Source organism: Rhodoferax sp. RT5P35 (assembly GCF_056521385.1).
Window position 1 is genome coordinate 33,231 of sequence record NZ_JBWMAX010000008.1, and the last position, 26,228, is coordinate 59,458.

The following is a 26,228-nucleotide window of genomic DNA, read 5'->3' on the forward strand; positions in this document are numbered from 1 at the left end:
CGCTTTGGTGCATGTGTCTACATAACACCAAGGACATGCACCATGGCGGGATTCCGCAGTTTCCTCAAGAGCGGGCATTCCCCCACGCTCTTCGCTTCGTTTTTGTATTTCGCGTTTTCCTGCTGCATCTGGGTGCTCAACGGTGCCATGGCGCCGTTCATCTCGGAAACTTTTAGCCTGAGTCCCGCGCAAAAAGGCTTGATGCTGTCCATCCCCATCATGGCGGGTGCGCTCATGCGTTTCCCTCTGGGCCTGCTGTCGCAATATATCGGCCGCAAGAAAGCCACGCTGGTCGAGATGGGCATGATCATGGTGGCCATGCTGTTTGGGTTTTTCTTTGTGAAAAGCTTCAACGACCTGCTGGCGATGGGCGTGCTTTTGGGTATTGCCGGTGCCAGCTTCGGCGTAGCTTTGTCATTGGGCTCGGGCTCGTTCCCACCCAAGCACAAGGGCTTGGCTATGGGCATCGTGGGTGCGGGCAACGTCGGTACAGCCGTCTGCGTGCTGGTAGCACCGCCGCTGGCGCAGGCGTTTGGCTGGGTCACGGTGTACGGTTTTGCGGCAGTGGCGATTGCCATCCCAATGGTGGTGATGGTGGTGTTTGCCCAGGAGCCGCCCGATCTGGACCCCCACGCCAGCTTCAAAGAACACATTTCTTGCCTATTTGAAAAAGACGGCTGGGCCTTCAGCCTGATCTACGCCGTGACTTTTGGCGGCTTCATCGGCCTGATCACCTTCCTGCCCACCTACTATTACGACCAGTTTGGCGTGAGCAAGGTGCAGGCCGGGCAACTGACCATGCTGGCGGCTTTCATGGGCGCTGCACTGCGGGTGTTTGGCGGCTGGATTTCGGACCGTTGGGGCGGTGTCAACACGCTGAACATTGTGCTGGTCACCGTGGCCGTGACCTTGGTGGCCTGCGGCCTGTCGGGTGGCTCGCTCGTGTTGACCACGCTGCTGATGATTCTGTGCTTTGCCGCCCTGGGCGCTGGCAACGGTGCGCTATTCCAGCTGGTTCCCCTGCGCTGGCCTCTGGCGACCGCTGTGGCCGGTTCGATGATTGGTGAAATCGGAGCCCTCGGTGGCGGCCTGGTGCCCAATGCCATGGGCCTGTCCAAGCAATATGCGGGCAGCTACATGTGGGGCTTCATTTTGTTCGCCTGTCTGGCGGTGGTGATGCTGTTCATGCTGCGCGTCATGCAAGTCCGCTGGACCCGTACCTGGGCCGAGAAAGGTGGGCGGGCGCGCAGCACCTGAGAGCTGCGCAGCGCTTACCACGCATGCCCCTTCAATGCGTATAAAACGGTAATCTGCCTGTTCCATAATCGAGGCATGTACATTTTTACAATCCATGTTGCGCCAGCGTCGTTTGCGTCCAACAACGGCATACGGTTGCAGACTTTTTGAAATGGCGCGGGCATCCATACCACCCTACCCCGATACCATCCCGCAGCCGCTTGAGCCGGCGGTGAATCTGCCCGACCGCCGCCGCACCACGGTGCTACGGACGTCCCAGAGCAAGGTTTCGGATTTTTTACAGCCAACCTCCCGATTCACCGTCGGCAGCATTCCAGCAGAGCCCGTGCCCCCGCCCGAACCGCTGCCACGGCCTGTATTGTCGGTAGATGCCTTGCGTGCAGGCATTCCGCCCAATGTCCAGTCGGATGCTGTGCCGCCGCACCTCTGCAGCTACACGAGCTATGGCACCCGTGCTTTTATCAGCGCAGGTGTTGGGGGCCCAACGGTGCTTTTTGAAGCGGGCTTGGGCCAAGGCAAAGATACCTGGGGCCGCATCTTCAACCAGATCAGCGCTGTCACCCATGCTGTAGCTTACGACCGGGCTGGCTACGGACACAGCGAACGCTCGGACCAAATCCGCGATGGTCTGCAAATCATGCGTGAGCTGCGGGCTTTGTTGCAGACCGAAGAAATCAAACCGCCTTACATCCTGGTGGGCCATTCGCTGGGCGGCACCATCGTCAAATTGTTTGCGCGAACCTATCCCAAAGAGGTGGCAGGGGTCGTGCTGGTCGATGCGCGCCACGCTGAATTTTCTAAACGTTGCAAGCAAATCGGCCTATCCCGCCTGTGGTACGAACCACCCGCCCTGCTTTTTGCCATGGCCCCCAGCGCCATGCGGGCTGAACTTGCCGCTTCCGCAAGAACCATGCGCCAAGCCCGTCGGGCGGGAAACTTCCCTTCCGTGCCACTGATCGTACTTAGCCAGGACCGTGCAGCCAGCCGCTGGCCCGAACGCTTGGGCAAGGTGTGGGATGCCAGTCAGCGCAACATGGCCAAAATGTCGCGCCTGGGCCGCATGAAGGTGGTCGAGGACAGCGGCCACAACATCCACCAGGACCAGCCTGACATGGTGGCCAACGCCATCCTCAGTGTGATTGCAGCCGCCCGCTACGCACAGGCAAAAAACAAAAGCTGATTGCTACAAGTTTTATAGCTACTTACGTAGGATTAATATGCGCTAGAGCCCTATTTTTCTTACAATTTAGATGTCGCGCCGATGCTGGGACAATAGCGACGTGACCATTCCCCATACCTTCATCCAGGAACTTATCGCCCGCGCTGACGTGGTCGAGATCGTGGGCCGCTATGTGCAGCTCAAAAAGGGCGGGGCCAACTTCATGGGCCTGTGCCCGTTCCACTCGGAGAAGTCGCCCTCTTTCTCCGTCAGCCCGACCAAGCAGTTCTACCACTGCTTTGGCTGCGGCAAGAGCGGCGACGCGCTGCGCTTTTTGATGGACCATGCCGGCATGACCTTCATCGAAGCGGTACAAGACCTGGCCCAGCAGTTCGGCATGCAAGTGCCCGAAGACGATGCCTCGCCCCAGGACCGCGCCCGTGCCGCTGAACAAAAGCAAAAGCAGGCCACCCTGACCGACGTGCTGGAGCAAGCCTGCACCGCTTACAAAAAACACCTGCGCGACTCGCCCCGCGCTATCGACTATTTCAAGGGCCGCGGCCTGTCGGGCGAAATCGCCAAGCAGTTCGACCTGGGTTATGCGCCCGAGGGCTGGCGCAGCCTGGCCGGGGTGTTCCCGCGCTACGACGACCCGCTGCTGGCCGAAAGCGGCCTGGTCATCACCAGCGAAGACGATCCGGAAAAACGCTACGACCGCTTCCGCGACCGGGTGATGTTCCCGATCCGCAACGTCAAGGGCGAGTGCATAGGCTTTGGTGGCCGGGTGTTGGGCGACGACAAACCGAAGTATTTGAACTCCCCCGAAACCCCAGTATTCAGCAAGGGCCGAGAGCTCTACGGCCTGTTTGAAGCCCGCAACGCCCTTCGCGATGCCGGTTACGCCCTGGTCACCGAAGGCTACATGGATGTGGTGGCGTTGGCCCAACTGGGCTTTCCCAACGCCGTGGCTACCCTGGGCACGGCCTGCACGGCCGACCACCTGCAAAAACTGTTTCGTTTCACCGATGCGGTGGTGTTCAGCTTCGACGGAGATGCCGCGGGCCGCCGCGCTGCCCGCAAAGCGCTGGACGGCGCGCTGCCGCTGGCCACCGACGTGCGCAGCTGCAAATTTTTGTTCCTGCCCGCCGAGCACGACCCCGACAGCTTCATCCGCGCCTATGGCCGGGATGCGTTTGCGCGCTACATCTCCGAAGCCACGCCGCTGAGCCGCTTTTTGATCGAATCCATCCGCGAAGGCTGCGAACTGCACACTGCCGAAGGCCGCTCCCTGCTGGCCAGCAACGCCAAACCGCTGTGGAGCCAGTTGCCTGAAGGCGCGCTGAAACGCCAGTTGCTGATTGAGATCGCCGATCTGGTGCAGCTCAGCAGCAGCGAACTCACCGACGTGTGGAGCGGCAAAGCCATCGGCAGCCGCCCCGAGGGCAAAGGCAGCAAAAAATATAGCACGCCCTACACACCCGGCAAGCGCTACGAGCCTAAACCGCCTCCCATTGGCTCCGACAGCGCAGGCCGCCGCAAACCCGCCAGCCGCGCCGACCACGCCGCACGCCTGCTGCTGTCCAATGCCACCGGCTGGGACAGCCTGACCCATGAAGACCACGCCTTGCTGTGCGCGCTGCCCGAGCCGCACGCAGCGCTGTTTGTCTGGCTGGAAGCCCAGCAGCACGCGCACGGCCCGCAAACCTGGGAACTGCTGCGCCCCGGCGTGCGCGGCCAGCCATTTGAAGACCTGGCGCTGCGGTTGATGTCGGGGCCGGTGCCCAGCAACACCCCCGAGCCTGCCGACGCCACCGAGACCGTGATCGACCGCGAGGCCCTGCAAGAGCTGCGCGGCCTTCTCAACCTGATGCTGATCGATCTGCTCAAGCAGCAGGAAACCGAGGCCTTGGAAGCGGCCAAATCAGACCCAACTGCGTTGGCCCGCTACCGCGCCCTGAACCGCCGCCGCTTGGAACTCACCGCTATCAAAATCGGTTAAAAGACCCAAAACAGGGCTTGTAATTCGGCGCGCAGGCTATAATCTAAGGCTAACTGCTCGGCAAGAGCGACAGCAACACCTCCGGATACGGCCAACAGCCGCCACAGCGCGCACCGGCCACCCCACCGCAAGGATTGCCTGCAGAAATTTTCAAAAAAATCTCTGCAAATGATCGCCCTCCCATCTTGCCAACGAGAAACCTTCTCTATCCCTACGCGTCCGCGCCGGTGGTCTGTGGCTTCCGGGTTTATTTCGTTTTTTTGTTGTCCTGAGGTTCTTTGCCCATGCCTGCTCCAAAGTCCAATAAGCCCGCTACACCTGCAGTGCCCGCCACAACCGCTGCCAAAACCAGCGCCAAAGTAGCTGCCTCCGCAGCGACCGACGCCGTGGTCAAGCCCGCTTTGAAAGTCAAATCCGTGTCCGCATCGAAGTCCCCCGCCGCCCCCGAAGTCACCACCGCTGCCGATGATGCCGCGAAGAAAAAGCCCGGCCGTCCTTCCAAGGTCGTGACGCTGCCCTCCGCCACATCCGCCACATCCGCCACCAAGCCTGCCACCAAAGCCGCCGCAACTGCCAAGGCCGCCGCACCAGCCAAAGCAGCCGCTGCCTCTGCTGCTGCTGCACCCGCCAAGGTCAAGCCCGCCGGTGCCAAGCGCGGCCCCAAGCCCAAGGGTTCTATCTCCACCGAAATCAACCTGGATGACCTGATCGAGATCGAGGAAGACCCGGTCGAGGAAGTGCCGGTCCAGCTCAGCCCCACCGGCGAGAAGATCAAGCCGCTGCGCATGAAAATCAGCAAGGCCAAAGAGCGTGCGCTGATGAAGGAATTCGGCCTGGACGAAACGGTCCTAAGCGAAGAAGACCTGGCCAAGCGCCGCCAGCGCCTGAAGGCACTGATCAAGCTGGGCAAGACCCGCGGCTACCTGACGCACGGCGAAATCTCCGACCACCTTCCCGACAAGCTGGTCGATGCGGAAACGCTGGAAGTTGTGGTCAACATGCTCAACGACATGGGCGTGGCGGTGTACGAGCAAACGCCCGATGCCGAAACCCTGCTGCTGAACAACACCGCCCCCACCGCCGCCACCGAAGAAGAAGCCGAAGAAGAAGCCGAAGCAGCGCTGTCTACCGTGGACAGCGAATTCGGCCGTACCACCGACCCGGTGCGCATGTACATGCGTGAAATGGGCACGGTCGAGCTGCTGACCCGCGAAGGCGAAATTGAAATCGCCAAGCGTATCGAAGGCGGCCTGATGCGCATGATGGAAGCCATCAGCGCCAGCCCGGCCACGCTGGCCGAAGTGTTCAACATGGGCGAGCTGATCCGTGACGGAAAGGTGGTCATCTCCACCATCGTCGACGGCTTCTCGAATCCCAACGAAGCCGACGATTACGTGGCCGAAGAAGACTTCGACGAATTTGATGCCGCCGACGACGACGATGGCAAGGGCGGCTCCAAGGCGCTGACCAAGAAGCTGGAAGAGCTGAAAAAAGAAGCCCTGACCCGCTTCGACACCCTGCGCGATTTGTTCGAGAAGGTGCACAAGATCTACGACAAGGAAGGCTACGGCACGCCGCACTACGTCAAAGCCCAGGCGGCTTTGAGCGAAGAGCTGATGACCATCCGCTTTACCGCCAAAACGATTGAGAAGCTGTGCGATTTGTTGCGCAGCCAAGTGGACGACGTGCGCAAGAAAGAGCGCGAATTGCGCCGCATCATTGTGGACAAGTGCGGCTACCCGCAAGAAAACTTCATTGCCGACTTCAGCGGCCGCGACAAGATGGGCAACAAAGTGCCCTCGCATCTGCTGGACCTGAAATGGATTGAGCGCCAAACCGCGGCAGGCAAGCCCTGGAGCTCCATCATGGGCCGCAACATCCCGCCCGTGCAGGATCTGCAGCAAAAGCTGACCGATCTTCAGTCGCGCGTGGTGGTGCCGTTGGACGAGCTCAAAGGCATCAACAAGCGCATGAACGAAGGCGAAGCCTCGTCGCGTAATGCCAAGAAGGAAATGATTGAGGCCAATTTGCGCCTGGTGATTTCCATCGCCAAGAAGTACACCAACCGCGGCCTGCAGTTCCTGGATTTGATCCAGGAAGGCAACATCGGTTTGATGAAAGCCGTGGACAAGTTCGAATACCGCCGTGGCTACAAGTTCTCGACCTACGCCACCTGGTGGATTCGCCAGGCGATCACGCGTTCGATCGCCGACCAGGCACGCACCATCCGGATCCCGGTGCACATGATCGAAACCATCAACAAGATGAACCGCATCAGCCGCCAGCACTTGCAAGAGTTTGGCTTTGAGCCCGATGCGTCCATCCTGGCCGAGAAGATGGAGATCCCGGAAGACAAGATCCGCAAGATCATGAAGATCGCCAAAGAACCCATTTCGATGGAAACCCCGATCGGCGACGACGACGACAGCCACCTGGGCGATTTCATCGAAGACGGTGCCAACACCGCGCCCATCGAGGCCGCCATGCAGGCCGGTCTGCGCGACGTGGTGAAGGACATCCTGGACAGCCTGACCCCGCGCGAAGCCAAGGTGCTGCGCATGCGCTTCGGCATCGAGATGAGCACCGACCACACGCTGGAAGAAGTGGGCAAACAGTTCGACGTGACCCGCGAGCGCATCCGCCAAATAGAAGCCAAGGCGCTGCGCAAGCTCAAGCACCCCAGCCGCAGCGACAAATTGCGCAGCTTTATCGATACGCTGTAAGCAATCTCGCTCCAAGGCCCCCGCTTGCCAACGCAGCCGGGGGCTTTTTTATGCATAAAATTGGCTTCTGCCGCATATTCCACTTACGCAAGTAGCTATGAAAATAGTAGCAAATCCGCTATCCCCTGCCCCTGTACTCTGGGTGGCCTGCCTGTGCGCCGACTGGTGTGGGAGCTGCCGCGACTACCAGGAGCGGTTTGAACAGGTGGGTCGCGCGTTTCCGGGTGCGGAGTTTGTCTGGGTGGATATTGAAGACCAGGCCGATCTGGTGGACCCCATCGAGGTGGACAACTTCCCGACGGTGCTGGTGGTGGTGGACGGCGCGGTGCGCTTCTTTGGCAGCATCACACCGCACATGGAAACGCTGCAACGGCTGGTGCAGGCACAACTGGATGCGCGCCCTGCAAATACCGACTATCCAGCGGGAGAGAACACCGCCGATATGGCAGTGAGGGCCCTGGCGCGCCGTTTAGGGGCCTGAAGCCTTTTTGGGCTTGTCGGGCACCGGCGGTGCCAGCGCTTCGCCGTCCGGCTCTTCCAGGTCTTGCACCAGGTAATGTTGCACCAGGGTGAAAAACCGGTCATAAAACGACTCGGACACAATGGTTTCGCTCCCCACCTTGACCATTGCGTCGCTGCTGGAGCTGAGTGGCACCGAAAACGAGCCCAACGCGCCCACACCTAGGCTGGCCGATGTATTGGTCTTCTTCAGCGCATACCGGTCCTGTAACGCGCTGACGAAGCCCAGGCTGAGTTTGCCGTCTTTGCTGTCGGATGCACAGACCACGCGGATGTCCATTTGCACATGGATTTCATTTTCAGGCTGAAAGCTTTTTTGCCCTTGCACCAATTCTTTGCCAGCCGTGGAAATCACATACCCCTGGCTTAACAAAGCACGCCGTGCCGCCTCGCAGGTTTGCGCCGCAGAGGCATCAAACAGCCGAGAAAACTTGCCTGACGAACTGAAGTCCTCCTGCTGCGGAATAGACTTCATGGGCAGTGAACAGCCCGCAAGCACCCCGGCACACACTGCAGCAGCCAACACTTGGGTATAGCGCAATACTGTTGGCATCAGTCTTCAGGCAGCGCGTAGACCGTGTCGGCACCGGAGAGCACCGACAGGTTCAGCGGCCGCACCGCGCCCATCCACATCGCAAAATCACGGTGGTCGATCAAATCGTTGCCGGTGATGGGGTGGATGAACACCACCAGGCCGCGCCGGTGCATCGCCAGCCAGGGCACCAACTCGGCAAACACCGAGGGCGCAAAGGCCAGCTGGCAGCTGCCGTCCGGGTGCGGGCCGACCGGGCCAGGGTGGACCCGGCCCATGGCAACTTTGAAGTGGCTGGAAGCCTCCAGGCACAGCGCGCGGCCCTGCTCCTGCGTGGCCGCATCAAAGTACACATGGGCGTGGAAGCCCTTGATTCGACCTGCGATGGAAGGGCTGTCGCTCATGGTGCGCGGTGCAGGCGCGGGCTGGCCAGTGCCACCACTTGCTCGTTGATGGCGGTATCCACATTAGGATGCCGCGCCGGGGCGTTGGGCAACTGGAGCAAGGCGCGCAGTTGGGCGACATCCTTGGCGCTGGGTGCGGCCTTGATCTGGGCAATGGCAGCCTGGGCGTTGCCGGTGCGGATCACCGTCAGCATCTTGGTGACCCACTCACTGGGTCCGGATTTGTGTTTGGACATGGTCACTTCTTACACCCCCAGGCTACAGTGCTTCGCATCTTTCGCCAACCTCCCTCGTATTGGCTTGAAAAGCCAATACGACATGCAGGGGGCAACACCAGCAGTCTGGCGGAGCCAGTTCTGCGGTGTTTCTGGGGGGCGTGCGTCCTGGCTGAACGTTGCGTGGTGGGTTGTTGCTAGACGTGTTGAATGGATCTCCGTAAACAACAACGCCGCGTAGGCAGCCCAGTAGGGCCCGCCTACGCGGCGTTGTGGCTTGCAAAGAGGGCTTAGCCTTGGCGCGCGCGCTTGCCAGGGTTCTTCTTGCTGCGCGTAGCAACACCACGCTCCAGGCTGCGCTTTTGACCACGGCTAACGGGGCTTGCGTAACCAGGCATGGGGGTGGGCTTAGGGGAAGCGAGGCGTTCAGCTTCGGTACGGGGTTCTTTTGCCATTGTGTTTACTCCATAGAAAATGTGACAACCCACGATTAGGCCACAACCGCAGACACGATTTGCCAGCAGCTGAGGTTTAACGGGGTTTTAAATTGAATTTAGCCTGCGGCAGCTTCGTCCATGGCCTGGCACGAAGGTGCGCACACGGCTTGCGACTTGCCCAGCACCTTGCGGGTGCCCATCAGGGAACGGGTGCGGTGCTTGCCGCACAAAAAACAGGACATGGTGGCTCCGCCAAACGAAGCCGCAGCAGCGAAGGGGGAACCCGAGGCTTTGGATTTGTAACGCAGACCGTCGGCCAGCATGGCAGTTTTGGAATCAGCTTTCGCCATGGATAGAGCCTTAGTTGGATGCCAATCGCTAAGATTTGCAAGGATTTGGCAAGGAAATAATACAGCGCATGGCCGTATCCGAGGCTGCATTATCCTCTTGATTGGCAAGCTGCCTGGGCGCACAGGTGTATACCGTGCAATTGTCGGGGTTGATTTATCATCAATTTGAATGACGTTTCGCCAAAAAAGTAGTTGACAGTGGCATAAACGTATTTGTTGTTCGCTACTATTTTTATAGCTACTTGCGCAGGAAATATATGCGCCATAGCCTTATTTCACCCCAAACTTCTCCATGACAGCACGCCCGCGCGGCTGGCGTAGCGTACGCAGGCATCCAGGGCCTCGACCTGCACCCGGGCCACTCGACCGCCGTACACCGATGCCGCCAGCCAATCACATTCCAGTTGCAACGCGGCTTCATCGGTGAGCCGGGTGTGCCACACCTTATTGGCAGCATCCCAGCGGTAACCGCGCTCTTTGAGCACGTCTTTGGCATCAAAGGGTGCGCCGGTGGCTTGCAGGCGATAGCGGGTTCCCTCGGCGGCGGCCAGCAGATGCGCCAGGCCAGTATGGCCCGCCACGGGCAATGGGGCTTGCAGTACGGCCAGCAAAGCGTGGCAGTCCATTTCGGCGCGGTGTGCGTCATAAAACAAACCCAGGTCCAGCGCCAGGGCGGTGAGCTTGGCCGAATCGCGGCCTTGGCTCTTCCAGTCGATATCGGCAAACGAGCAGGCCCAGGCCTTGGCGGCAAAGGCGGGCAGGCGGGCTTCGACAAACGGGCGGTCAAACCCGGCGTTGTGCGCCACTACCAGGTCCACGCCCTCCAGCAGCTCCGCAATGCGGGCCTCGTCCAGCTTCAGGCCCGCAACCATGCTGTCGTCAATGCCGGTGATCTTGCGGGCGATGTCGGGGATGGGCTGGCCAGGGTCTTCCAGACCGTCGTAGACCTTCACGCTGCCGCAGGGCAGGCCGGTGGCGATGTCTATGTCCACGCGCAGCAGTGCCAGCTCGATGATCTTGTCGCGGCTGTGCTCCAGACCGGTGGTTTCGGTGTCCAGCACCAGCAGGCGCTTCACGCCCTGGGCGGGTGCGGCGGCAAACTCCCGTTGCGGCACCAAGCGGCGCAGCACGCGGTAGTCAGGGTGCTGCTCGAGCCGCAGCGCCAAGGCTTCGGCATGGTCAGCAGGCTGGGCGACCGCAAGCACGGAGGCGGGAGCCGCCACCGTTTCAGGGATTTCGTTAAACAGCAGGCTGAGTTGTTGCTGCGGGTCGGCCACCGGGGATTGGCGGATGCGGGGCTGCTTGGCCGGAGAAGATGGCATCGAATGGACTATGGGTAGGAAGGGCCGCGAGTGTAAACCTGCTGCCCCGCCCTGCCCCGTTTCAGAACTCCTCGGTATCCACCTCAGATTGCGACTGCGCGTTGTAGCGGCCTGCGGTGATGGCGCGGGGGGCCATGAGCGCGTCCAGCTGGGCCAGCACCTGGGAGGAGAGCTGCACGTCAGCGGCCGCCAGGTCTTCGTCCAGATGCGCCAGGCTGGTGGTGCCGGGGATAGGAATCACGTGCTCGCCCTGGTGCAGCAGCCAGGCCAGTGCCAACTGGGCCTGGCTGCAACCAGCCTCATGGGCGATGGCTTTTAACACTCCCAGCAGACGCAGGTTGGCGGTGTAGTTCTCGGGGGTAAAGCGGGGCATGCTGCGGCGGATGTCGTTGGCATCCAGCGTCGCCACCTCGGTCAGCGTGCCGGTCAAAAATCCGCGCGCCACCGGACTAAAGGCCACGAAGGCGGTGCCGAGCTCTTTGCAGGCCTGCAGCACTGCGATTTCGGGGTTGCGGGTCCACAGCGAATACTCGGTCTGCAGCGCGGTGATGGGGTGCACTGCATGCGCTTTGCGCAGGGTGCTGGCCGACACCTCGGACAGGCCGATAGTCTGGATCTTGCCCTGGCGGACCAGGTCCGACAGCGCGCCCACGCTGTCTTCGATGGGCACGGTTTTGTCCCAACGGTGCAGGTAGTACAGGTCGATCACGTCGGTGCGCAAGCGCTTCAAAGACTCTTCGCAGGTACGTTTAAGCGTAGCCGGGCGGCCGTCGATGACGCGCTTGCCGTCCACGCCGGTCATGCCACATTTGCTGGCCAGGGTGAAGTGGCGGCGGTGCTTGGACAGTACCTTGCCGACCAGGTCTTCGTTGGTGCCAAAGCCGTACAGGGCCGCAGTGTCAAACAGGGTCACGCCGCGGTCCAGGGCGTGCAGCAGCACGGCTTCGCCCTGCTCTGCCGAAACCGGCGCACCGTAGGCGTGGCTAAGGTTCATGCAGCCCAGGCCGATGGCGGAAACGCTAAAGGGGCCGAGTGGTCTGTTTTTCATAGTCAAAAGTCCTTCTGGCGCTTATATTAACTGCGCGAGTAGCTATAAATTAAGTAGCACATCAGACTTCCACCACTTCCGGTGTGGTGACCGGGCCGGTGCCGCTGAAGCGCTCCAGGGTCAAATAAATCACCGGGGTGATGAACAGCGTGATGGCCTGCGAAAACACCAGGCCGCCCACCACGGCCAGGCCCAGCGGCTGGCGCAGCTCGGCTCCGGCACCCAGGCCCAGGGCGATGGGCAGTGCGCCCATCAGCGCGGCCATGGTGGTCATCATGATGGGCCGAAAACGCAAGATGCACGCGGTACGGATAGCTTCGGCTGGGGTCATGCCCTGGTGGCGCTGGGCCTCCAGCGCAAAGTCGATCATCATGATGGCGTTCTTCTTGACGATACCGATCAGCAACACGATGCCGATGGTGGCGATCAGCGTCAGATCCTGGCCAAAAATCATCAGCGTGGCCAGCGCCCCCACCGCTGCCGACGGCAGACCCGCCAAAATGGTCAGGGGGTGAATGTAGCTCTCGTACAGCACACCCAGCAGCACGTAGATCACCAGCAAGGCGGCGATGACCAGGATGGTCTGGCTGCCCTGCGAGCTTTGGAACACTGCCGCGTCACCGCCGTAGCTGGTAATGATGCTGCTGGGCAGGCCAATGGCCAGCCGGGCCGCGTCGATCTTGGCCGTGGCATCACCCAGAGCCGCGCCGGGGGCCAAGTTGAACGACACCGTCACCGCCTGCAGCTGCCCCACATGGTTGATGGCGGTGGCACCCACCGTGCGGGTTACGGTGGTGAAGCTGGTCATGGGTACCAAGGCACCGGTGTTGGAGCGCACATAAATGCCATTCAGGGCGCGCTCGTCCTCTTTGGCATTGGGGGCCACTTCCATGATGACCTGGTAGCTGTCGGTCGGCAGGTAAATGGTGGAAACCTGGCGCTCGCCAAACGCGCTGAACAGCGCGGTGCGGATGGTGTCGATGGACACGCCCAGGGTGTTGGCGGCATCGCGGTCAATCTTCAGCTGGGCGATCAAGCCACGCATCTGCGCATCGCTGGTGACATCGCGGAACAGCGGGTCGCCGCGCAGTTGGTCTTGCAGCTTGGTGGCCCACACATTGAGCTCATCTGCCTTGATGCTTTGCATGATGTACTGGTACTGCGCCTTGCTCTGGCGGCCGCCCAGCTGCAGGTTTTGCACCGGCCGCATGAACACGTTGATGCCCGCCACAGTGCGCAGCTTCTTGCGCAGGCCTTCCACCACCACCTTCATCTTGGGCCGCTCGGCCTGGGGCTTGAGGTTGATGAACATGCGCCCAGTGTTTTGCGAGCCGTTGCCGCCGTTGAACGAGCTGACGGTAAGCACATTCGGGTCGGCACGGACGATGGCCGCCGCCGCCTCTTGCAGCTTGACCATGGTGGGGAAGGAAATGTCCTCCGCGGACTCAGTGGTCACCTGGATCTGACCAATGTCTTCTTCGGGAAAAAAGCCCTTGGGGATGACCATCACCAGCCAGACAGTGGCTACCAGGGTGACTGCCGCCAGCCCGAGCACGATGTTGCGGTGGCGCAGCGCCGCATCCAGCCAGCGGGTGTAGCCGGCCAGAAACTTGTTGAAGCCGACTTCGAACGCATGGACGATGCGGCCTGGTGGCTTTTTGTGGGTTTCGTCGCTCAGGAAGCGGCTGGCCATCATAGGCACCAGGGTCAGCGACACGAAGGCCGACACCACGATGGACAAGCCCACCACCACCGCAAATTCGTGGAACAACAGGCCGATCACGCCGGGCATGAAAAAGATCGGGATGAACACCGCAATCAGCGAGGTGGACATCGAAATAATTGTGAAGCCCACCGCCCGCGAACCGCGCAGGGCCGCCTGGAAGGGGGGCACGCCCTCCTCCACCAGCCGGATGATTTCCTCCAGCACCACGATGGCATCGTCTACCACCAGGCCCACGGCCAGCGTCAGACCCAGCAGGGAGATGTTGTCCAGGCTGTAGTTCATGCCCCACAGCAGCGCCACCGCCCCCACCAACGACACCGGCAACGACAGCGCTGGAATCACCGTAGCCACGAAGCGGCGCAGAAACAAGAAGATCACCAGCACCACCAGCACGATGGTGCCCAGCAGGGTGAGCGACACGTCGTGCAGGGCTTCTCGCACCGACTTGGAGCGGTCGTTTACCGGGGTCATCTTGACCGACTGGGGCATTTGCGCCTGCAAATTGGGCAAGGCGGCCAGCAGCGAATCCACCACCTTGACGGTGTTGGCACCGGGCTGGCGTTGCACGGCCAGGGTGATGGAGGCTTCACCGTTCAGCGTGGCCCAGCTTTTCAGGGTTTCCAAGCTGTCTTCAACGCTGGCCACGTCGCGCAAGCGCACGGTGTTGCCACCCTTGCTGCTGACGATCAGGTTGGAAAAGTCGGCGGCGTTGCGCAATTGCCGGTTGGCCTGCAGCACCAGGGTTTGCTGCGGGCCGTCCAGCGTGCCCACGGGGGTGTTGACATTGGCCGACTTGAGCACGCTGCTCAGGTCGTCCAGGCCCAGGTTGCGCACCGCCAGGGCCTGCGGATTCACCCGCACCCGCACGGCATAGCGCTTGGCACCAAAAATATTTACCTGCGCCACACCGTCGATGGTGGAGAAGGTGGGCGAGATCAGGTGCTCGGCAAAATCCTGCAGGTCCGCCGGGGTGAGGGATGGCGAGGTCATGGCCACCAGCAGGATCGGCGCGTCCGCCGGGTTCACCTTGCGGTACGACGGCGGATTCGTCATGTCGGTGGGCAGTGAGCGCTGGGCCCGCAGCAGAGCGGCCTGCACGTCCACTGCCGCTGCGTCGATATTGCGGCCCTCGTCAAATTCGAGGGTCAGCGAGGTGCTGCCCAGCGTACTGGTAGAGCTGATGGTTTTCAGGCCCGGAACGGTCTGGAACTGCTTCTCCAAAATCAGCGCCACCGAGCTGGCCATGGTCTCCGGGCTGGCACCGGGCAGGCTGGCCGATACGTTGATGACTGGCGTGTCGTAGCTGGGCAGGGCTGCCACCGGGATGCTGCGGTAGCCAATCACCCCGGCCAGCACGATAGCCAGGTTCAGCAGCACCGTCATCACCGGACGGCGGATAAAGAGTTCAGAAAAGTTCATGGTGCGTTCACGGTGCGGTGGGCTTGGAAGCGTCCGTACCCGGGGCGCTGGCGGCCGGTTTGGGGTCGGCAGCCCGTTCCACCAGACGCACACCGGGGCGCACGTTTTGCTTGCCGTCTACTACCACCTTGGCGTTGGCCTGCAGGCCGGTCACCGCCGCGTCCAGCCCTTGGGCGTAAACCAGTTGCACGGGTTTGGACACCGCCTTGCCGTCTTCCAGGGTGTAGACCACGGTGCCGCGTGCGCCTTGGATCAGGGCCGCCTGGGGCACTACCACCGCACCCTTGAGCACGGTGACGGTTTGCGAGACCTCGACAAACGCGCCGGGCCAGAGCTTGCCTTCCTTGTTGTCAAACACCGCCTTGGCTTTGAGCGAGCCCGAGCTGGCATCCACCTGGTTATCCACAAACTGCAGCCGCCCTTTGAACACACCGCCGTTGTCGGTCAGGGTGGCCGTCACCGGAGCGCCCTCGCCCTTCAGGGCCGCCAGGGCATCGCCCAGGTTGCGCTGGGGCAGACTGAACGCCACACCCATCGGGTCAAGCTGGGTGATAGTCACCAGGGTGGTCACATTGGCCTGCACGGCGCTGCCTGCCGACACCGGCACCAGGCCCGCGCGCCCGGCGTGGGGTGCGGTGATGCGATCAAACGACAGCGCCACCTTGGCCGCGTCGATGGCGGCCTGGTCGGCCGCCAGGGTGGCGGTAAGGCCATCCACCCCGGCTTGCGAGGTGTCTAGCGCACCTTGCGAAATAAAGTTTTGCGCCAGCAGGTCCTTGCTGCGGGCCAGTTGGCGCTTGGCATCGGCCAAGGCCGCAGTGTCTTTGGCCAATTGGGCTTTGGCCTTGGCCACATTGGCTTCGTCGGCACGCGAGTCCAGGGTAAACAGCACCTGCCCGGCTTTGACAAACTGGCCCTCTTCAATATGCACCTTGGCCACCACGCTGGTCACCTGGGCCTTCACGTCCACGCTGGTCAGCGCCGTGACTGTGCCGGTGGCTTTGAGCACTACGGGCAGATCACGCCGCTGGGCCAGCGCGGTGGTCACCGTGACGGGAGCACCCGCCGCGGAGGCCGCTCCCGCAGGCGCAGATGCCGTCGCGGCAGCCGAGGCACCGGCCGCCGGTGCCGCCACGTCGGACTTGCCGGAGCAACCCCACAAGCCCAGGGCCACCAGGCCGCAGACGGTATTCAAAACGAGAGGAGCAGTCTTCATGGTGCGTGAGTGGGTTCGGTGGATTCGGAGGACTCGGATGAGGGTCGGAAAATACGCCAAAGTACGGCCAGGCCGGCCTGCAATGTCTGTTGCTCTTGCGCTGAGCAGACTGCCAAAACCGCTTTAAGTTCACCCTGGGCACGGTTCTGTATCAACGCCAGCTGCGCCAGCCCGGCCGGGGTGGTTTCCAACCGGGACCGGCGGCGGTCCCCGGTGGCCGCCTGCGGCTGCACCAGCCCGGCCTGCACCAGGCGTTCTGCCATGGCCGAGGCGGTGGGCATGGTCACTCCCAGAAAACCTGCGACCTCTCCCATGGCACAGCCGGGCCGACGGGAGATGAAATTGAGGCAGCGGAACTGTGGAACAGACAAACTGCCTTCGGCGCCATGGCGCATCGACGTGCGAATCGCATCCATGGCGGCAGGCACCACGTCCATCACCATGGCGGCGGAGTTTTGGGCGGTAAAACAGGTGTTCAAGGAGGTAACAGAAGGTAAATTGAAGAGGTGGGCACCGGCTTTATAAACGCAAAAGAACACAAATACTTAGCCCAACTAACTTAAATGCTAAAACCGACCTTATCTGTTTCTATTGCGGCGCACATGTGGTTTACCAAGCCCGCGTAAAAACAGCTCATTTTTCAAGCATTTCAGGTCTCTGGCGCATACTGCACCTGCACAATCTGCTCCATTATTGATAGTAAACCCAAGGAAGCCATGCTCACCGTCCACCATCTGAACAATTCCCGCTCGCAGCGCGTACTGTGGCTGCTGGAAGAACTGGAACTGCCCTACCAGTTGGAAAAATACCAGCGCGATGCCCAAACCATGCTCGCCCCGCCCAGCCTGCGCAAAGTGCACCCCCTGGGCAAATCGCCGGTGGTGACCGATGGCGACCTGGTGCTGGCCGAATCCGGCGCCATCATCGAGACCGTTATCGAACACTACGGCCAGGGCCGCCTCGCCCCCTCCTTGGGCACGCCCGAGCGCCTGCGTTACCGCTACTGGCTGCACTACGCCGAGGGCTCGGCCATGCCGCCGCTGCTGCTCAGGCTGGTGTTTGACAAGATCGAAGCCACGCCCATGCCCTTCTTTGTGAAGCCCATCGCGAAAGCCATCAGCGGCAAGGTCAAGGCCAGCTTCATCCTGCCGCAAATCACCACCCATCTGGACTTCATGGAAGCCGAGCTGGGCAAAAGCCTGTGGTTTGCGGGTGAAGAATTCAGCGGAGCCGACATCCAGATGAGTTTCCCCCTGGAAGCCGCCGCCGCCCGTGGCGGGCTGGATGCCAGCCGCCCCCGGCTGATGGCCTACCTGGCCCGCATCCACGCCCGGCCTGCGTACCAGCGGGCGCTGGCCAAGGGCGGGCCGTTTACCTTGGATTGATTCGGCGTAAGATTCCAACTTCCGATTCCAACTGAACGAGGATCTACCATGCAAGTTACCGACAAAGGCCAGGTCACCATCCCCAAGGACGTGCGCACCGCTTCGGGCGTATTACCCGGTAGTGAGGTCAGCGTGACCTACGAAGGCGGCAAGATCATCATCCAAAAAATGGCAAGCAGCACCCCCACCGATCGCCGCGCCCAACTGCGTAAAGCCGCCATGGTGGCGCGCAAGAGCATGGCTCCTGAATTCCAGCAACTCGGTGCAGACGAAATCATGGCATTTTTGCGCGGCTAAATGGCGACGCTGGCGCATTACGATGGTAGTAGTGGCTACCTGGTAGACAGCAATGTGTGGATTGATTGCATGGACAGCTCCAGCCCCTGGCACCACTGGGCCATCGACCAACTGCAAGCCTCTAGCGAACAAGGCCCGCTGCACATCAACGCACTGATTTACGCCGAACTGCTGGTGCCAGGCACGGCCTCCGCTGCGCTAGATGCGATGCTGGACGTGTTTGCCACCTTGCGCAGTGCCCTGCCCTGGTCAAGCGCAGCACTGGCGGCACAGGCTTTCCGGCTGTACCGTGCCCGCGGCGGAACAAAGACCGCGCCGTTGCCCGACTTCTTCATCGGTGCGCACGCCGCCGTCACCAACCTGACCGTGCTCAGCCGCGATGCCAAGCCCTACCGCAGCTATTTCGGCAAGCTGCGGGTGGTTGCGACCTGACGACTGCAAACGATTCAGCCCACCGTGCTCAGCTTCTGCTCCAGCTGGTGCAGCACCCGGTAGCACGGCAGCACCTTGGCAACACTGCTGTTGGGCTCGCGGCCTTCGCGGATGGCGGTGAAGAATTCGCGGTCTTGCAGCTCGATGCCGTTCATCGACACCGCCACATGGCCCACGTCGATTTTTTCATCCTTGCCGGTGTACAGGTCGTCGTACCGGGCCAGGTAGGTGGCCGTGTCGCCGATGTAGCGGAAGAAGGTGCCCAGCGGGCCGTCGTTGTTGAAACTCAAGCTCAGGGTACAGATGGCGCCGTTGGCGGCCTTGAGCTGGATACCCATGTCCATGGCAATGCCCAGAGTCGGGTGGATCGGGCCTTGCACGGCGTGGGCCTGAACGATGGGGCTGCCGCACTGGTAGGCGAACAGGTCCACGGTGTGGGCCGCGTGGTGCCACAGCAGGTGGTCGGTCCAGGACCTGGCCTGGCCCAGCGCGTTGGTGTTGGTACGGCGGAAGAAATAGGTTTGCACATCCATTTGCTGGATATTGAAAGCACCCGCCTTGATTTGCTGGTGCACGTACTGGTGGCTGGGGTTGAAACGGCGGGTGTGGCCCACCATGGCCACCAGGCCCGAAGTAGCGGCAAAGGCGGCCACCTCCTCGGCACCGGCGAGGCTATCGGCCAGTGGAATCTCTACCTGCACATGTTTGCCTGCACGCAGGCACTGCAGGGTTTGCTCTGCGTGGATTTGCGTGGGCGTACACAAAATCACGGCATCCACTTCGGGCAGCGCCAGGCTTTCGGCCAGGTTGTCGGTCACGTGGCCAATGCCGTATTTGGCGGCCACCTCGCGGGTTTTTTCCATGTCGCGGCCAATCACCGACACGGCTTCCACACCGTCGATCAATGCAATCGCGTCCAGGTGTTTGGTGCCGAAAGCGCCTGCGCCTGCCAGGGCGACTTTGATGGTTTTGCTCATGTCAGTTGTTTTCCAAAATTAAGTGGCCCACGGCGGTGTTGGACGCAGGTACGTGGTAAAAGCGGTGTTTCAAAGTGGGGGCCGCGCCAGAGGCGCTACCAGCCTCACCGGCCACATCGGCCATCGCGCCGCGGGCGATCAACCACATCACCAGCTCAATGCCTTCGGAACCGGCTTCGCGCACGTAGTCGATGTGCGACACGCTGGCCAGACCATCGGGGTCGGCAATCAGGCGGTCCAGGAAGGCGTTGTCCCATTCCTTGTTGATCAGCCCGGCACGTGCGCCTTGCAGCTGGTGGCTCATGCCGCCGGTGCCCCAGATTTGCACTCTCAAAGGCTGGTCGAACGACTCGATGGCTTTGCGAATGGCCTTGCCCAGCTCGAAGCAACGGCGGCCCGAGGGCACGGGGTACTGCACCACGTTGACGGCAAACGGAATCACCGGGCAGGGCCAGGCTTCGGGTTGGCCGCACATCAGCGAGAGCGGTACGGTCAAGCCGTGGTCCACGTCCATTTTGTTGACGATGGTCAGGTCAAAGTCCTGCTGGATCACCGACTGCGCAATGTGCGCGGCCAGCTCGGGATGGCCGAAGACCTTCGGGACAGGGCGTGGGCCCCAGCCTTCGTCGGCAGGCTGGTATTCGGCTGCGGTGCCAATGGCGAAGGTGGGAATCATGTCCAGACTGAACGCGGTCGCGTGGTCGTTAAAGACCAGGAAAATCACATCGGGCTGGTTGTCCTTCATCCACTGCTTGGACGGCTCGTAGCCCGCAAACAAGGGCTGCCAGTAGGGCTCAGTGGTCTTGCCCAGGTCGATGGCTGCGCCGATGGCGGGGACGTGGGAGGTGTAAACGCTGGCGGTGATTTTGGCCATGCTAGTGGGCTCCTTTTCCTTGGTTTCCTGCTGAGCCTTGCGGCTGGCGATGGGCCTGGGCATCGCCGCCCTCGCCCAGCACCCTGTTACCTTCGACCGAACGGCCACCAGACACCATCATGTTGCGGTATTCCTCTTCGGTCATGCCGGTCATGCTGCCCGCCATTTGCTGGAAGCTCATGCCGTGGGTGGCACCGATCTTGGCCAAAAAGTAGATGTTGCCGCCCTGGGCGATGCAGCGGTTCAGGTCCATGTCGAGCACGGCCTGTTTCTGGCCTTCGGTCATGGGCCAGGCATCCAGGTAGGCCCGCTGGTCGGCCTTGAACTTTTCGCGGTTCTCGGCTTGCATCAACGACATGCAGAACTGGTTCAGGTGGTAGCCCATGCGGCTTTGCTCGGCATCGAAGATGGTGGTGCCGGGCACGTCCAGGTACGGTTTCTCTAGAGACATTACTGCTCCTCCGGCCAGTACAGGCGGTTAGGGTTGTCGACCAGCAGCTTGCGTTGCAGCTCTGCGGTGGGGGCAATGTGCGGGATGAAGTCCACCAGCAAGCCGTCGTCGGGCATGTGGTCCTTCAGGTTGGGGTGCGGCCAGTCGGTGCCCCAGAGCACGCGGTCGGGGAACTGCTCGACGATGCGCTTGGCAAACGGGATCACGTCCTGGTAGGCGTTTTGTTCGCCGTTCAGGGCCTTGGGGCCGGTCACGCTCAGGCGCTCGGGACATGTGACCTTGCTCCACACATTGCTGTGCTCGCGCATGAACTTCTCGAACAGCGCGAACTGCGGGCCATCGACCGGCAGGGCCACGTCGGGGCGGCCCATGTGGTCCACCACCACGGTGGTGGGCAGTGCGGTGAAGAAGTCCCACAGCTCGGGCAGATCTACCGCTTCAAAGTAGATCACCACATGCCAACCCCAGGCATGGATGCGGGTGGCGATTTCCAGCAGCTCGTCCTTGGGGGTGAAGTCCACCAGCCGCTTGACGAAGTTGAAGCGCACGCCGCGCACACCGGCATCGTGCATGGCCTGGATTTCTGCGTCGCTGATGCTGCGCTTGACGGTGGCCACACCGCGGGCCTTGCCGTTGGATGCCTTGAGTGCATCGACCATGGCGCTGTTGTCCGAGCCGTGGCAGGTAGCTTGCACCACCACGTTCTTGGCAAACCCCAGATGGTCGCGCAGGGCAAACAGCTGGGCTTTGGAGGCATCGCAGGGGGTGTACTTGCGCTCGGGGGCAAACGGGAACTCCGCGCCGGGGCCAAACACGTGGCAGTGCGCATCCACAGCGCCAGCGGGCAGCACAAAGCGGGGTTTGCTGGGGCCGGTGGTCCAGTCCAGCCAGCCAGGGGTTTTGGTGAATTCCATCAAAGTCTCCTCCATCAATTGCTATTAACTTGGTAGCTACTAGCGTAGGTAGAACGTGCGCTAGAGGCCGATTTTCTTTAAATTCAATCTATGTATTTAAGTCCGGCTTTTTCCAGCGGCTCGCGCATCTTGTACATGTCCAGGCCCAGCACACCGGCGGCCAGCTTGGCGCGTTTTTCGCCTTCAAAACTTTCGCGGTGCTCGGCGGCTTCGGCCACCTGCATGGCGATGGCGGCGGGCACCACGACGATGCCGTCCACATCGGCAATCACCACGTCACCAGGGTTGACGACGGCACCAGCGCAGATGATCTGCACGTTGACCGAACCCAGCGTAGCCTTGATCGTGCCCTTGGCGTGGATGGCCTTGCTGAACACCGGGAAGCCCATTTTTTGCAGCTCGTCCACGTCGCGCACGCCGCCGTCGATGACCAGGCCCTTGGCACCGCGGGCCTGGAAGCTGGTGGCCAGCAGGTCGCCGAAGAAGCCGTCCTCGTTCTCGGTGGTGCAGGCGGCCACGGCCACGTCACCGGGCTGCAACTGCTCTGCGGCCACGTGCATCATCCAGTTGTCGCCGGGCTGCAGCAGCACGGTCACTGCCGTACCGCAGATCTTCGCGCCCTGGTAGACCGGGCGCATGTAGGGCTTCATCAGGCCGACACGGCCCATGGCCTCGTGGATGGTGGCCACGCCGAGTTTGGACAGGCGCTCTACGGCGGCCGGGTCGGCGCGGACGATGTTGCGTTTGACGATGCCGAGGTTATTCATGCTCATGGTGTGCTCCTGGAGGTTTAGCGGCCTTGGGCCTTGAGGGCGGCATCGAGGCGGGGGAAGACGCGGCGGGCGTTGCCCTCGTAGATCTGGGCGCGGTCGGCATCGCTCAAAATCTTGCTCGCTTCGATGTAGCGCTTTGTGTCGTCGTAATAGTTGCCGGTTTCGGGGTCGATGCCGCGCACCGCGCCAATCATTTCGCTGGCAAACAGCACGTTCTTCACCGGGATCACGGTGTTGAGCAGGTCGATACCTGGCTGGTGGTACACGCAGGTGTCAAAGTAGATGTTGTTCAGCAGGTGCTCGCTCAACAGCGGCTTTTTCAGCTCTTGCGCCAAGCCGCGGAAACGGCCCCAGTGGTAGGGCACTGCGCCGCCGCCGTGCGGAATCAAAAAGCGCAGCGTGGGGAATTCCTTGAACAAGTCGCTGGTCAGGCACTGCATGAAGGCGGTGGTGTCGGCGTTCAGGTAATGCGCGCCGGTGGTGTGGAAGCAGGCGTTACAGCTGGTGCTCACGTGGATCATGGCGGGGATGTCGTACTCCACCATCTTCTCGTAAATCGGGTACCAGGCCTTGTCGCTGAGCGGGGGCGATGTCCAGTGGCCGCCGCTGGGGTCGGGGTTCAGGTTGATGCCGACATTGCCGTATTCCTTGACGCACTTCTCCAGCTCGGGGATGCAGGTGGCCGGGTCCACGCCGGGGCTTTGCGGCAGCATGGCCGCGCCGATGAAATGCTGGGGGAACAACTGGGCCACGCGGTAGCAGAGTTCGTTGCAGATGGCCGCCCAGGTGCTGGACACATTGAAGTCGCCAATGTGGTGGGCCATGAAGCTGGCGCGCGGGCTGAAGATGGTGAGGTCGGAGCCGCGCTCTCGCATCAGTCGCAGCTGGTTGGACTCGATGGTTTCGATCAGCTCGTCGTCGCTGATCTTCAGGTCGGAAACCTTGGGCACCATCGCCGGGTCTTTGATGCCGGCGATCTGCTGGTTGCGCCAGTTTTCCAGCGATTTGGGGGCCGTGGTGTAGTGGCCGTGGCAGTCGATGATCAGGGGTTTTGTCATGGTGTGCGTCTTCTTGGTTTGAATTGAGTGGGCAGTCAAGGTGTTAAACCGGGTCCATGCCTTGGGCGCGTTTCACGTTGGCCGTTTCGGGGGAAGCCATGTAGTCCAGCAGGGCCCGCACGGCATCGATTTGGGTGCTGGTGGTGGCCACCCCGGCTGAAAAAATGGTGGTGATCTGGATGGCCGGTGGCAGCGGTCCCACGATGGTGATGCCGTCCAGCGGCAGCAGTTCGCTCAGTTGCTGGAACCCCAGAGCCACCTCGCCGCGCGCCACCAGCGCCCCCACGGGCACACCGGGCGGTGCCTGTTTGAGGCGGCTCTGGATATCGGCGGCAATACCCCAGCGCTCGAACAGCTTGGCCAGCGCCACACCGCTGGGGCCGGTGGAATAGCCGATGCTGCGGGCGGCCAGCACGGCGGCGCGCACGGCATCTTCAGATGAAATATCGGGCTGGGCCGCACCCGCTTGCACTGCCACCGCCACGCCGGAGCGGACCAGGTCCACCCGGGAACCCGCGCGCAGATGGCCTGCAGCGGTCAGTTTGTCGATGGCGTCAGACGCCAGCACCACCACGTCGAACGATTCGCCCGCTTGCACGCGCTGGGCCGCATCCACACCGCCCACCGACTCGATATTTACGCGAAACCCAGGACGTTGCTCGAACCCGGCTACCAATTCGGCCAGCAGCAGGCGCGTAGCCATCGAAGAAATACCCTTGATTACCGTCGTCATGGCAGGCCGTTTACGAAAGTGGACATGGCGACCATTGTGGCCACGGCGCAGCGCCAAGCCAAGGCGGAAGACTCTCTATCAGATATTGCAATTCGGCATAATAAAGATAGAGGTATAACCAAAAATGGATCTTAAACAAATCGAGTATTTCGTCAGGGTGGCCGAACTCGGCAGCTTTACCCGCGCCGCGGTGGCGCTGGACATGGCCCAGCCCGCGCTGAGCCGCCAAGTGCGCCTGCTGGAAGTCGAGCTGCGGCAAAACCTGCTGGTGCGCAATGGCCGGGGGGCCACACCCACCGAGGCGGGCAAGCTGTTGCTGGAGCATGGCCGGGGCATCCTGCACCAGGTGGAACGTGCCCGTGAAGAGCTGGGCCGGGTGCGTGGCGCTCTGGCGGGCCAGGTGGCGATTGGCCTGCCCAGCAGCCTGGCGCGGGTGCTGACCTTGCCGTTGACGCGGGCCTTTCGCCAGCAGATGCCGGATGCGTCCTTGTCGATCCGCGAAGGACTGTCGGTGGATCTGCAGCAGTCACTGGTCAGCGGGCGCTTGGATATTGCCGTGCTCTACAACGCCCAAAGCAGCTTGGAGACCGACATCAGCCCGTTGATGGAAGAAGAACTGCTGCTGGTCCAGGCACGCCCGCCCGGCCTGCCCGAAGACCCACCGCCCGCCCCGATTGCACTCAAGGCCATCGCCTTGCTGCCGCTGGTCATCCCCAGCCGCCCCAACGCCATCCGCATGCATGTTGAGACCGAGATGGCCAAAATCGGCTGCCGCCCGCTGGTGGCGCTGGAGATCGACGGCGTAGCCGCCATCCTGGACCTGGTGGCTGACGGTGCGGGCAGCGCCCTGCTGTCGCGCCACGCCGTGGCCAGCTCGATCCGGCCCTCTGCCTTCACCACCCGCGCCATCCAGCAACCGGCCCTGCGCACCAAGGTAGCCCTGGCCACCAGCTCGCTGCGCCCCAGCACCCTGACCCAGCAGGCCACGCTGGAACTGATCCGCAGCACAGTGGCGCAGTGGGCTGGCTAAGCCCAGGCTAGACAGAGCCGCACGCTACTGCCCTTGGCCGGGATTTTGCATAAGCATAGACCTGAACTGCCCACCCAAGCCCCGCATAATCCAGCCCTGTCTCAACCCTAACCGCCGCATTGCGCCGCCATTTCCATGACTTTCAAACGCCAGTTCCTCCAGTCCGTCGCCGCCCTGTCCGTGGGCCTGTTCCTCAGTGGCTGCGGCAAAGCGCCGCCGGCGCCTGTGGCTGCCGAGCCAGCCGCATCGGCACCCGCAGTACCCGCCCCTGCACCGGCGGCCAAGGTGATCACCGTGGGCACCGACCCGACCTACGCACCGTTTGAGTTCCAGAACGAAAAAGGCGAGATCGTCGGCTTCGACATGGACGTGCTGACCGCCGCCGCCCACAAGGCCGGCCTGGAAGTGAAGTTCGTCAGCACGCCGTGGGAAGGCGCCTTTACCGCGCTGGCCCAGGGCGACCGCGATGTGCTGGTGTCGGCCATCACCATCACCGATGAACGCAAGCAGACCATGGACTTCTCCGACCCCTACTTCGAGGCCAGTCAGCTGATCGCCGTGCCCGCCAAATCCACTGTGGCCAAGCTGGACGACCTGAAGAAGAAAAAGATCGGCGTGCAAACCGGCACCACCGGCGAAGAAGTGGTGGTCAAGCTGCAAGGCAAAACCAGCACCAACATCAAGCGCTTTGAATCCACCCCATTGGCTTTGGCCGAGCTGGCTGCAGGTGGCGTGGATGCGGTGGTGGCCGACAACGGCGTGGTTATCCACTACCTGGCCAACAACCCCACGGCAGGCTTCAAATCCATCAGCGATGCAGGCTTTGCCCCCGAGTTCTACGGCGTGGCTGTGAAGAAGGGCAACACCGAGCTGCTAGCCCAGATCAACAAGGGCCTGGCCGACATCAAGGCCGACGGCAGCTACCAGAAGATCCACGACAACTACTTTAAATCCACAAAGTAAGCCTCGGAGCACGCA

At 61.9% G+C, this 26,228-nt stretch carries 27 protein-coding genes; 10 read left to right on the forward strand and 17 right to left on the reverse strand.

The genetic code is table 11. The features are described from left to right. The first annotated feature begins 42 nt into the window (after window positions 1-42). From AC097L_RS13925 to AC097L_RS13945, 5 genes are all read left to right on the forward strand, one after another. The gene (locus AC097L_RS13925) at window positions 43-1,257 is read left to right on the forward strand and encodes an MFS transporter (RefSeq protein ID WP_479587024.1); all 1,215 of its coding nucleotides are present in this window, start codon (window positions 43-45) and stop codon (window positions 1,255-1,257) included. Window positions 1,258-1,582: 325 nt separating this feature from the next. Further along, window positions 1,583-2,437 (forward strand): alpha/beta fold hydrolase, encoded by an 855-nt coding sequence (locus AC097L_RS13930; RefSeq protein WP_479587025.1) that lies wholly within the window; start codon window positions 1,583-1,585, stop codon window positions 2,435-2,437. A 100-nt stretch (window positions 2,438-2,537) separates the two neighbouring features. Further along, window positions 2,538-4,415: a DNA primase gene (gene dnaG, locus AC097L_RS13935; RefSeq protein WP_479587026.1), complete on the forward strand. Its 1,878-nt coding sequence runs from the start codon at window positions 2,538-2,540 to the stop codon at window positions 4,413-4,415. Window positions 4,416-4,699: 284 nt separating this feature from the next. After that, on the forward strand, window positions 4,700-7,138 hold the full coding sequence (gene rpoD, locus AC097L_RS13940; protein ID WP_479587027.1) for an RNA polymerase sigma factor RpoD: 2,439 nt from the start codon (window positions 4,700-4,702) through the stop codon (window positions 7,136-7,138). A 97-nt stretch (window positions 7,139-7,235) separates the two neighbouring features. Next, entirely contained in the window at window positions 7,236-7,619 is a 384-nt protein-coding gene (locus tag AC097L_RS13945) for a thioredoxin family protein (protein WP_479587028.1), read from the forward strand. On the opposite strand, the gene AC097L_RS13950 is transcribed toward AC097L_RS13945, so the two are convergent. The 10 genes from AC097L_RS13950 to AC097L_RS13995 form a co-directional block, all read right to left on the reverse strand. Then, the gene (locus AC097L_RS13950; RefSeq protein ID WP_479587029.1) at window positions 7,608-8,210 is read right to left on the reverse strand and encodes a DUF2242 domain-containing protein; all 603 of its coding nucleotides are present in this window, start codon (window positions 8,208-8,210) and stop codon (window positions 7,608-7,610) included. The genes AC097L_RS13945 and AC097L_RS13950 overlap by 12 nt on opposite strands. Next, on the reverse strand, window positions 8,210-8,593 hold the full coding sequence (locus tag AC097L_RS13955) for a DOPA 4,5-dioxygenase family protein (protein WP_479587030.1): 384 nt from the start codon (window positions 8,591-8,593) through the stop codon (window positions 8,210-8,212). Before AC097L_RS13955 ends, AC097L_RS13950 begins: the two co-directional genes overlap by 1 nt. Beyond that, the gene (locus AC097L_RS13960) at window positions 8,590-8,829 is read right to left on the reverse strand and encodes a hypothetical protein (protein ID WP_479587031.1); all 240 of its coding nucleotides are present in this window, start codon (window positions 8,827-8,829) and stop codon (window positions 8,590-8,592) included. The genes AC097L_RS13955 and AC097L_RS13960 overlap by 4 nt, the downstream gene beginning before the upstream one ends. Window positions 8,830-9,098: 269 nt before the next feature. Beyond that, window positions 9,099-9,263, reverse strand: coding sequence for a hypothetical protein (locus tag AC097L_RS13965; protein WP_479587032.1), 165 nt, complete (start codon window positions 9,261-9,263; stop codon window positions 9,099-9,101). A 98-nt stretch (window positions 9,264-9,361) separates the two neighbouring features. Continuing rightward, window positions 9,362-9,595, reverse strand: coding sequence for a hypothetical protein (locus AC097L_RS13970; RefSeq protein ID WP_295954953.1), 234 nt, complete (start codon window positions 9,593-9,595; stop codon window positions 9,362-9,364). 275 nt (window positions 9,596-9,870) lie between these two features. After that, window positions 9,871-10,917: a 3'-5' exonuclease gene (locus AC097L_RS13975; RefSeq protein ID WP_479587033.1), complete on the reverse strand. Its 1,047-nt coding sequence runs from the start codon at window positions 10,915-10,917 to the stop codon at window positions 9,871-9,873. Between the two features lie 61 nt (window positions 10,918-10,978). Further along, window positions 10,979-11,965 (reverse strand): aldo/keto reductase, encoded by a 987-nt coding sequence (locus AC097L_RS13980; protein WP_479587034.1) that lies wholly within the window; start codon window positions 11,963-11,965, stop codon window positions 10,979-10,981. A 61-nt stretch (window positions 11,966-12,026) separates the two neighbouring features. Continuing rightward, on the reverse strand, window positions 12,027-15,110 hold the full coding sequence (locus AC097L_RS13985; protein WP_479587035.1) for an efflux RND transporter permease subunit: 3,084 nt from the start codon (window positions 15,108-15,110) through the stop codon (window positions 12,027-12,029). Between the two features lie 7 nt (window positions 15,111-15,117). Beyond that, entirely contained in the window at window positions 15,118-16,326 is a 1,209-nt protein-coding gene (locus AC097L_RS13990; RefSeq protein ID WP_479587036.1) for an efflux RND transporter periplasmic adaptor subunit, read from the reverse strand. Further along, complete coding sequence (locus AC097L_RS13995; protein WP_479587037.1) at window positions 16,323-16,805, reverse strand: MarR family winged helix-turn-helix transcriptional regulator; 483 nt, start codon at window positions 16,803-16,805, stop codon at window positions 16,323-16,325. Before AC097L_RS13995 ends, AC097L_RS13990 begins: the two co-directional genes overlap by 4 nt. 237 nt (window positions 16,806-17,042) lie before the next feature. Here AC097L_RS13995 and AC097L_RS14000 point away from each other — a divergent pair, with 237 nt between their 5' ends. From AC097L_RS14000 to AC097L_RS14010, 3 genes are read left to right on the forward strand one after another with little or no spacing between them, the layout of a single operon-like run. Further along, window positions 17,043-17,711 (forward strand): glutathione S-transferase, encoded by a 669-nt coding sequence (locus AC097L_RS14000; protein WP_479587038.1) that lies wholly within the window; start codon window positions 17,043-17,045, stop codon window positions 17,709-17,711. A gap of 48 nt (window positions 17,712-17,759) precedes the next feature. Continuing rightward, complete coding sequence (locus AC097L_RS14005) at window positions 17,760-18,008, forward strand: AbrB/MazE/SpoVT family DNA-binding domain-containing protein (RefSeq protein WP_479587039.1); 249 nt, start codon at window positions 17,760-17,762, stop codon at window positions 18,006-18,008. After that, window positions 18,009-18,440, forward strand: coding sequence for a type II toxin-antitoxin system VapC family toxin (locus AC097L_RS14010; RefSeq protein ID WP_479587040.1), 432 nt, complete (start codon window positions 18,009-18,011; stop codon window positions 18,438-18,440). 14 nt (window positions 18,441-18,454) lie between these two features. Here the strand turns inward: AC097L_RS14010 and AC097L_RS14015 are convergent, their stop codons facing one another. The 7 genes from AC097L_RS14015 to AC097L_RS14045 form a co-directional block, all read right to left on the reverse strand. Further along, the gene (locus AC097L_RS14015; RefSeq protein ID WP_479587041.1) at window positions 18,455-19,417 is read right to left on the reverse strand and encodes a Gfo/Idh/MocA family oxidoreductase; all 963 of its coding nucleotides are present in this window, start codon (window positions 19,415-19,417) and stop codon (window positions 18,455-18,457) included. 1 nt (window position 19,418) lies between these two features. Further along, a complete protein-coding gene (locus AC097L_RS14020; protein WP_479587042.1) occupies window positions 19,419-20,291 on the reverse strand; it encodes a class III extradiol dioxygenase subunit beta in 873 nt (290 codons plus the stop codon). A 1-nt stretch (window position 20,292) separates the two neighbouring features. Next, window positions 20,293-20,742, reverse strand: a complete 450-nt coding sequence (gene ligA / locus AC097L_RS14025) for a protocatechuate 4,5-dioxygenase subunit alpha (RefSeq protein WP_479587043.1) — start codon at window positions 20,740-20,742, stop codon at window positions 20,293-20,295. Beyond that, window positions 20,742-21,659, reverse strand: a complete 918-nt coding sequence (locus tag AC097L_RS14030) for an amidohydrolase family protein (protein WP_479587044.1) — start codon at window positions 21,657-21,659, stop codon at window positions 20,742-20,744. The genes ligA and AC097L_RS14030 overlap by 1 nt, the downstream gene beginning before the upstream one ends. Before the next feature lie 80 nt (window positions 21,660-21,739). After that, the gene (gene ligK, locus AC097L_RS14035) at window positions 21,740-22,423 is read right to left on the reverse strand and encodes a 4-carboxy-4-hydroxy-2-oxoadipate aldolase/oxaloacetate decarboxylase (protein ID WP_479587327.1); all 684 of its coding nucleotides are present in this window, start codon (window positions 22,421-22,423) and stop codon (window positions 21,740-21,742) included. A gap of 23 nt (window positions 22,424-22,446) precedes the next feature. Continuing rightward, complete coding sequence (locus AC097L_RS14040) at window positions 22,447-23,475, reverse strand: amidohydrolase family protein (protein ID WP_479587329.1); 1,029 nt, start codon at window positions 23,473-23,475, stop codon at window positions 22,447-22,449. Between the two features lie 55 nt (window positions 23,476-23,530). After that, window positions 23,531-24,220: a substrate-binding domain-containing protein gene (locus tag AC097L_RS14045; protein ID WP_479587045.1), complete on the reverse strand. Its 690-nt coding sequence runs from the start codon at window positions 24,218-24,220 to the stop codon at window positions 23,531-23,533. Between the two features lie 124 nt (window positions 24,221-24,344). Here AC097L_RS14045 and AC097L_RS14050 point away from each other — a divergent pair, with 124 nt between their 5' ends. Beyond that, window positions 24,345-25,250: a LysR substrate-binding domain-containing protein gene (locus AC097L_RS14050; protein ID WP_479587046.1), complete on the forward strand. Its 906-nt coding sequence runs from the start codon at window positions 24,345-24,347 to the stop codon at window positions 25,248-25,250. Between the two features lie 135 nt (window positions 25,251-25,385). Beyond that, entirely contained in the window at window positions 25,386-26,213 is an 828-nt protein-coding gene (locus AC097L_RS14055) for a basic amino acid ABC transporter substrate-binding protein (protein WP_479587047.1), read from the forward strand. The last annotated feature ends 15 nt before the right edge of the window (window positions 26,214-26,228 follow it).

Bases quoted from the DNA above. Each gene is read 5' to 3' on its own strand.
- AC097L_RS14005 (WP_479587039.1), top strand. From the start codon at position 17,760: ATGCAAGTTACCGACAAAGGCCAGGTCACCATCCCCAAGGACGTGCGC.
- AC097L_RS13985 (WP_479587035.1), bottom strand. From the start codon at position 15,110: ATGAACTTTTCTGAACTCTTTATCCGCCGTCCGGTGATGACGGTGCTG.
- AC097L_RS13965 (WP_479587032.1), bottom strand. From the start codon at position 9,263: ATGGCAAAAGAACCCCGTACCGAAGCTGAACGCCTCGCTTCCCCTAAG.
- AC097L_RS13945 (WP_479587028.1), top strand. From the start codon at position 7,236: ATGAAAATAGTAGCAAATCCGCTATCCCCTGCCCCTGTACTCTGGGTG.
- AC097L_RS14045 (WP_479587045.1), bottom strand. From the start codon at position 24,220: ATGACGACGGTAATCAAGGGTATTTCTTCGATGGCTACGCGCCTGCTG.
- AC097L_RS13955 (WP_479587030.1), bottom strand. From the start codon at position 8,593: ATGAGCGACAGCCCTTCCATCGCAGGTCGAATCAAGGGCTTCCACGCC.
- AC097L_RS13980 (WP_479587034.1), bottom strand. From the start codon at position 11,965: ATGAAAAACAGACCACTCGGCCCCTTTAGCGTTTCCGCCATCGGCCTG.
- AC097L_RS13925 (WP_479587024.1), top strand. From the start codon at position 43: ATGGCGGGATTCCGCAGTTTCCTCAAGAGCGGGCATTCCCCCACGCTC.
- AC097L_RS14055 (WP_479587047.1), top strand. From the start codon at position 25,386: ATGACTTTCAAACGCCAGTTCCTCCAGTCCGTCGCCGCCCTGTCCGTG.
- AC097L_RS13950 (WP_479587029.1), bottom strand. From the start codon at position 8,210: ATGCCAACAGTATTGCGCTATACCCAAGTGTTGGCTGCTGCAGTGTGT.
- rpoD (WP_479587027.1), top strand. From the start codon at position 4,700: ATGCCTGCTCCAAAGTCCAATAAGCCCGCTACACCTGCAGTGCCCGCC.
- AC097L_RS14020 (WP_479587042.1), bottom strand. From the start codon at position 20,291: ATGGCCAAAATCACCGCCAGCGTTTACACCTCCCACGTCCCCGCCATC.
- AC097L_RS13975 (WP_479587033.1), bottom strand. From the start codon at position 10,917: ATGCCATCTTCTCCGGCCAAGCAGCCCCGCATCCGCCAATCCCCGGTG.
- AC097L_RS13960 (WP_479587031.1), bottom strand. From the start codon at position 8,829: ATGTCCAAACACAAATCCGGACCCAGTGAGTGGGTCACCAAGATGCTG.
- AC097L_RS13990 (WP_479587036.1), bottom strand. From the start codon at position 16,326: ATGAAGACTGCTCCTCTCGTTTTGAATACCGTCTGCGGCCTGGTGGCC.
- AC097L_RS14015 (WP_479587041.1), bottom strand. From the start codon at position 19,417: ATGAGCAAAACCATCAAAGTCGCCCTGGCAGGCGCAGGCGCTTTCGGC.
- AC097L_RS13970 (WP_295954953.1), bottom strand. From the start codon at position 9,595: ATGGCGAAAGCTGATTCCAAAACTGCCATGCTGGCCGACGGTCTGCGT.
- AC097L_RS14010 (WP_479587040.1), top strand. From the start codon at position 18,009: ATGGCGACGCTGGCGCATTACGATGGTAGTAGTGGCTACCTGGTAGAC.
- ligK (WP_479587327.1), bottom strand. From the start codon at position 22,423: ATGAATAACCTCGGCATCGTCAAACGCAACATCGTCCGCGCCGACCCG.
- ligA (WP_479587043.1), bottom strand. From the start codon at position 20,742: ATGTCTCTAGAGAAACCGTACCTGGACGTGCCCGGCACCACCATCTTC.
- AC097L_RS14050 (WP_479587046.1), top strand. From the start codon at position 24,345: ATGGATCTTAAACAAATCGAGTATTTCGTCAGGGTGGCCGAACTCGGC.
- AC097L_RS14000 (WP_479587038.1), top strand. From the start codon at position 17,043: ATGCTCACCGTCCACCATCTGAACAATTCCCGCTCGCAGCGCGTACTG.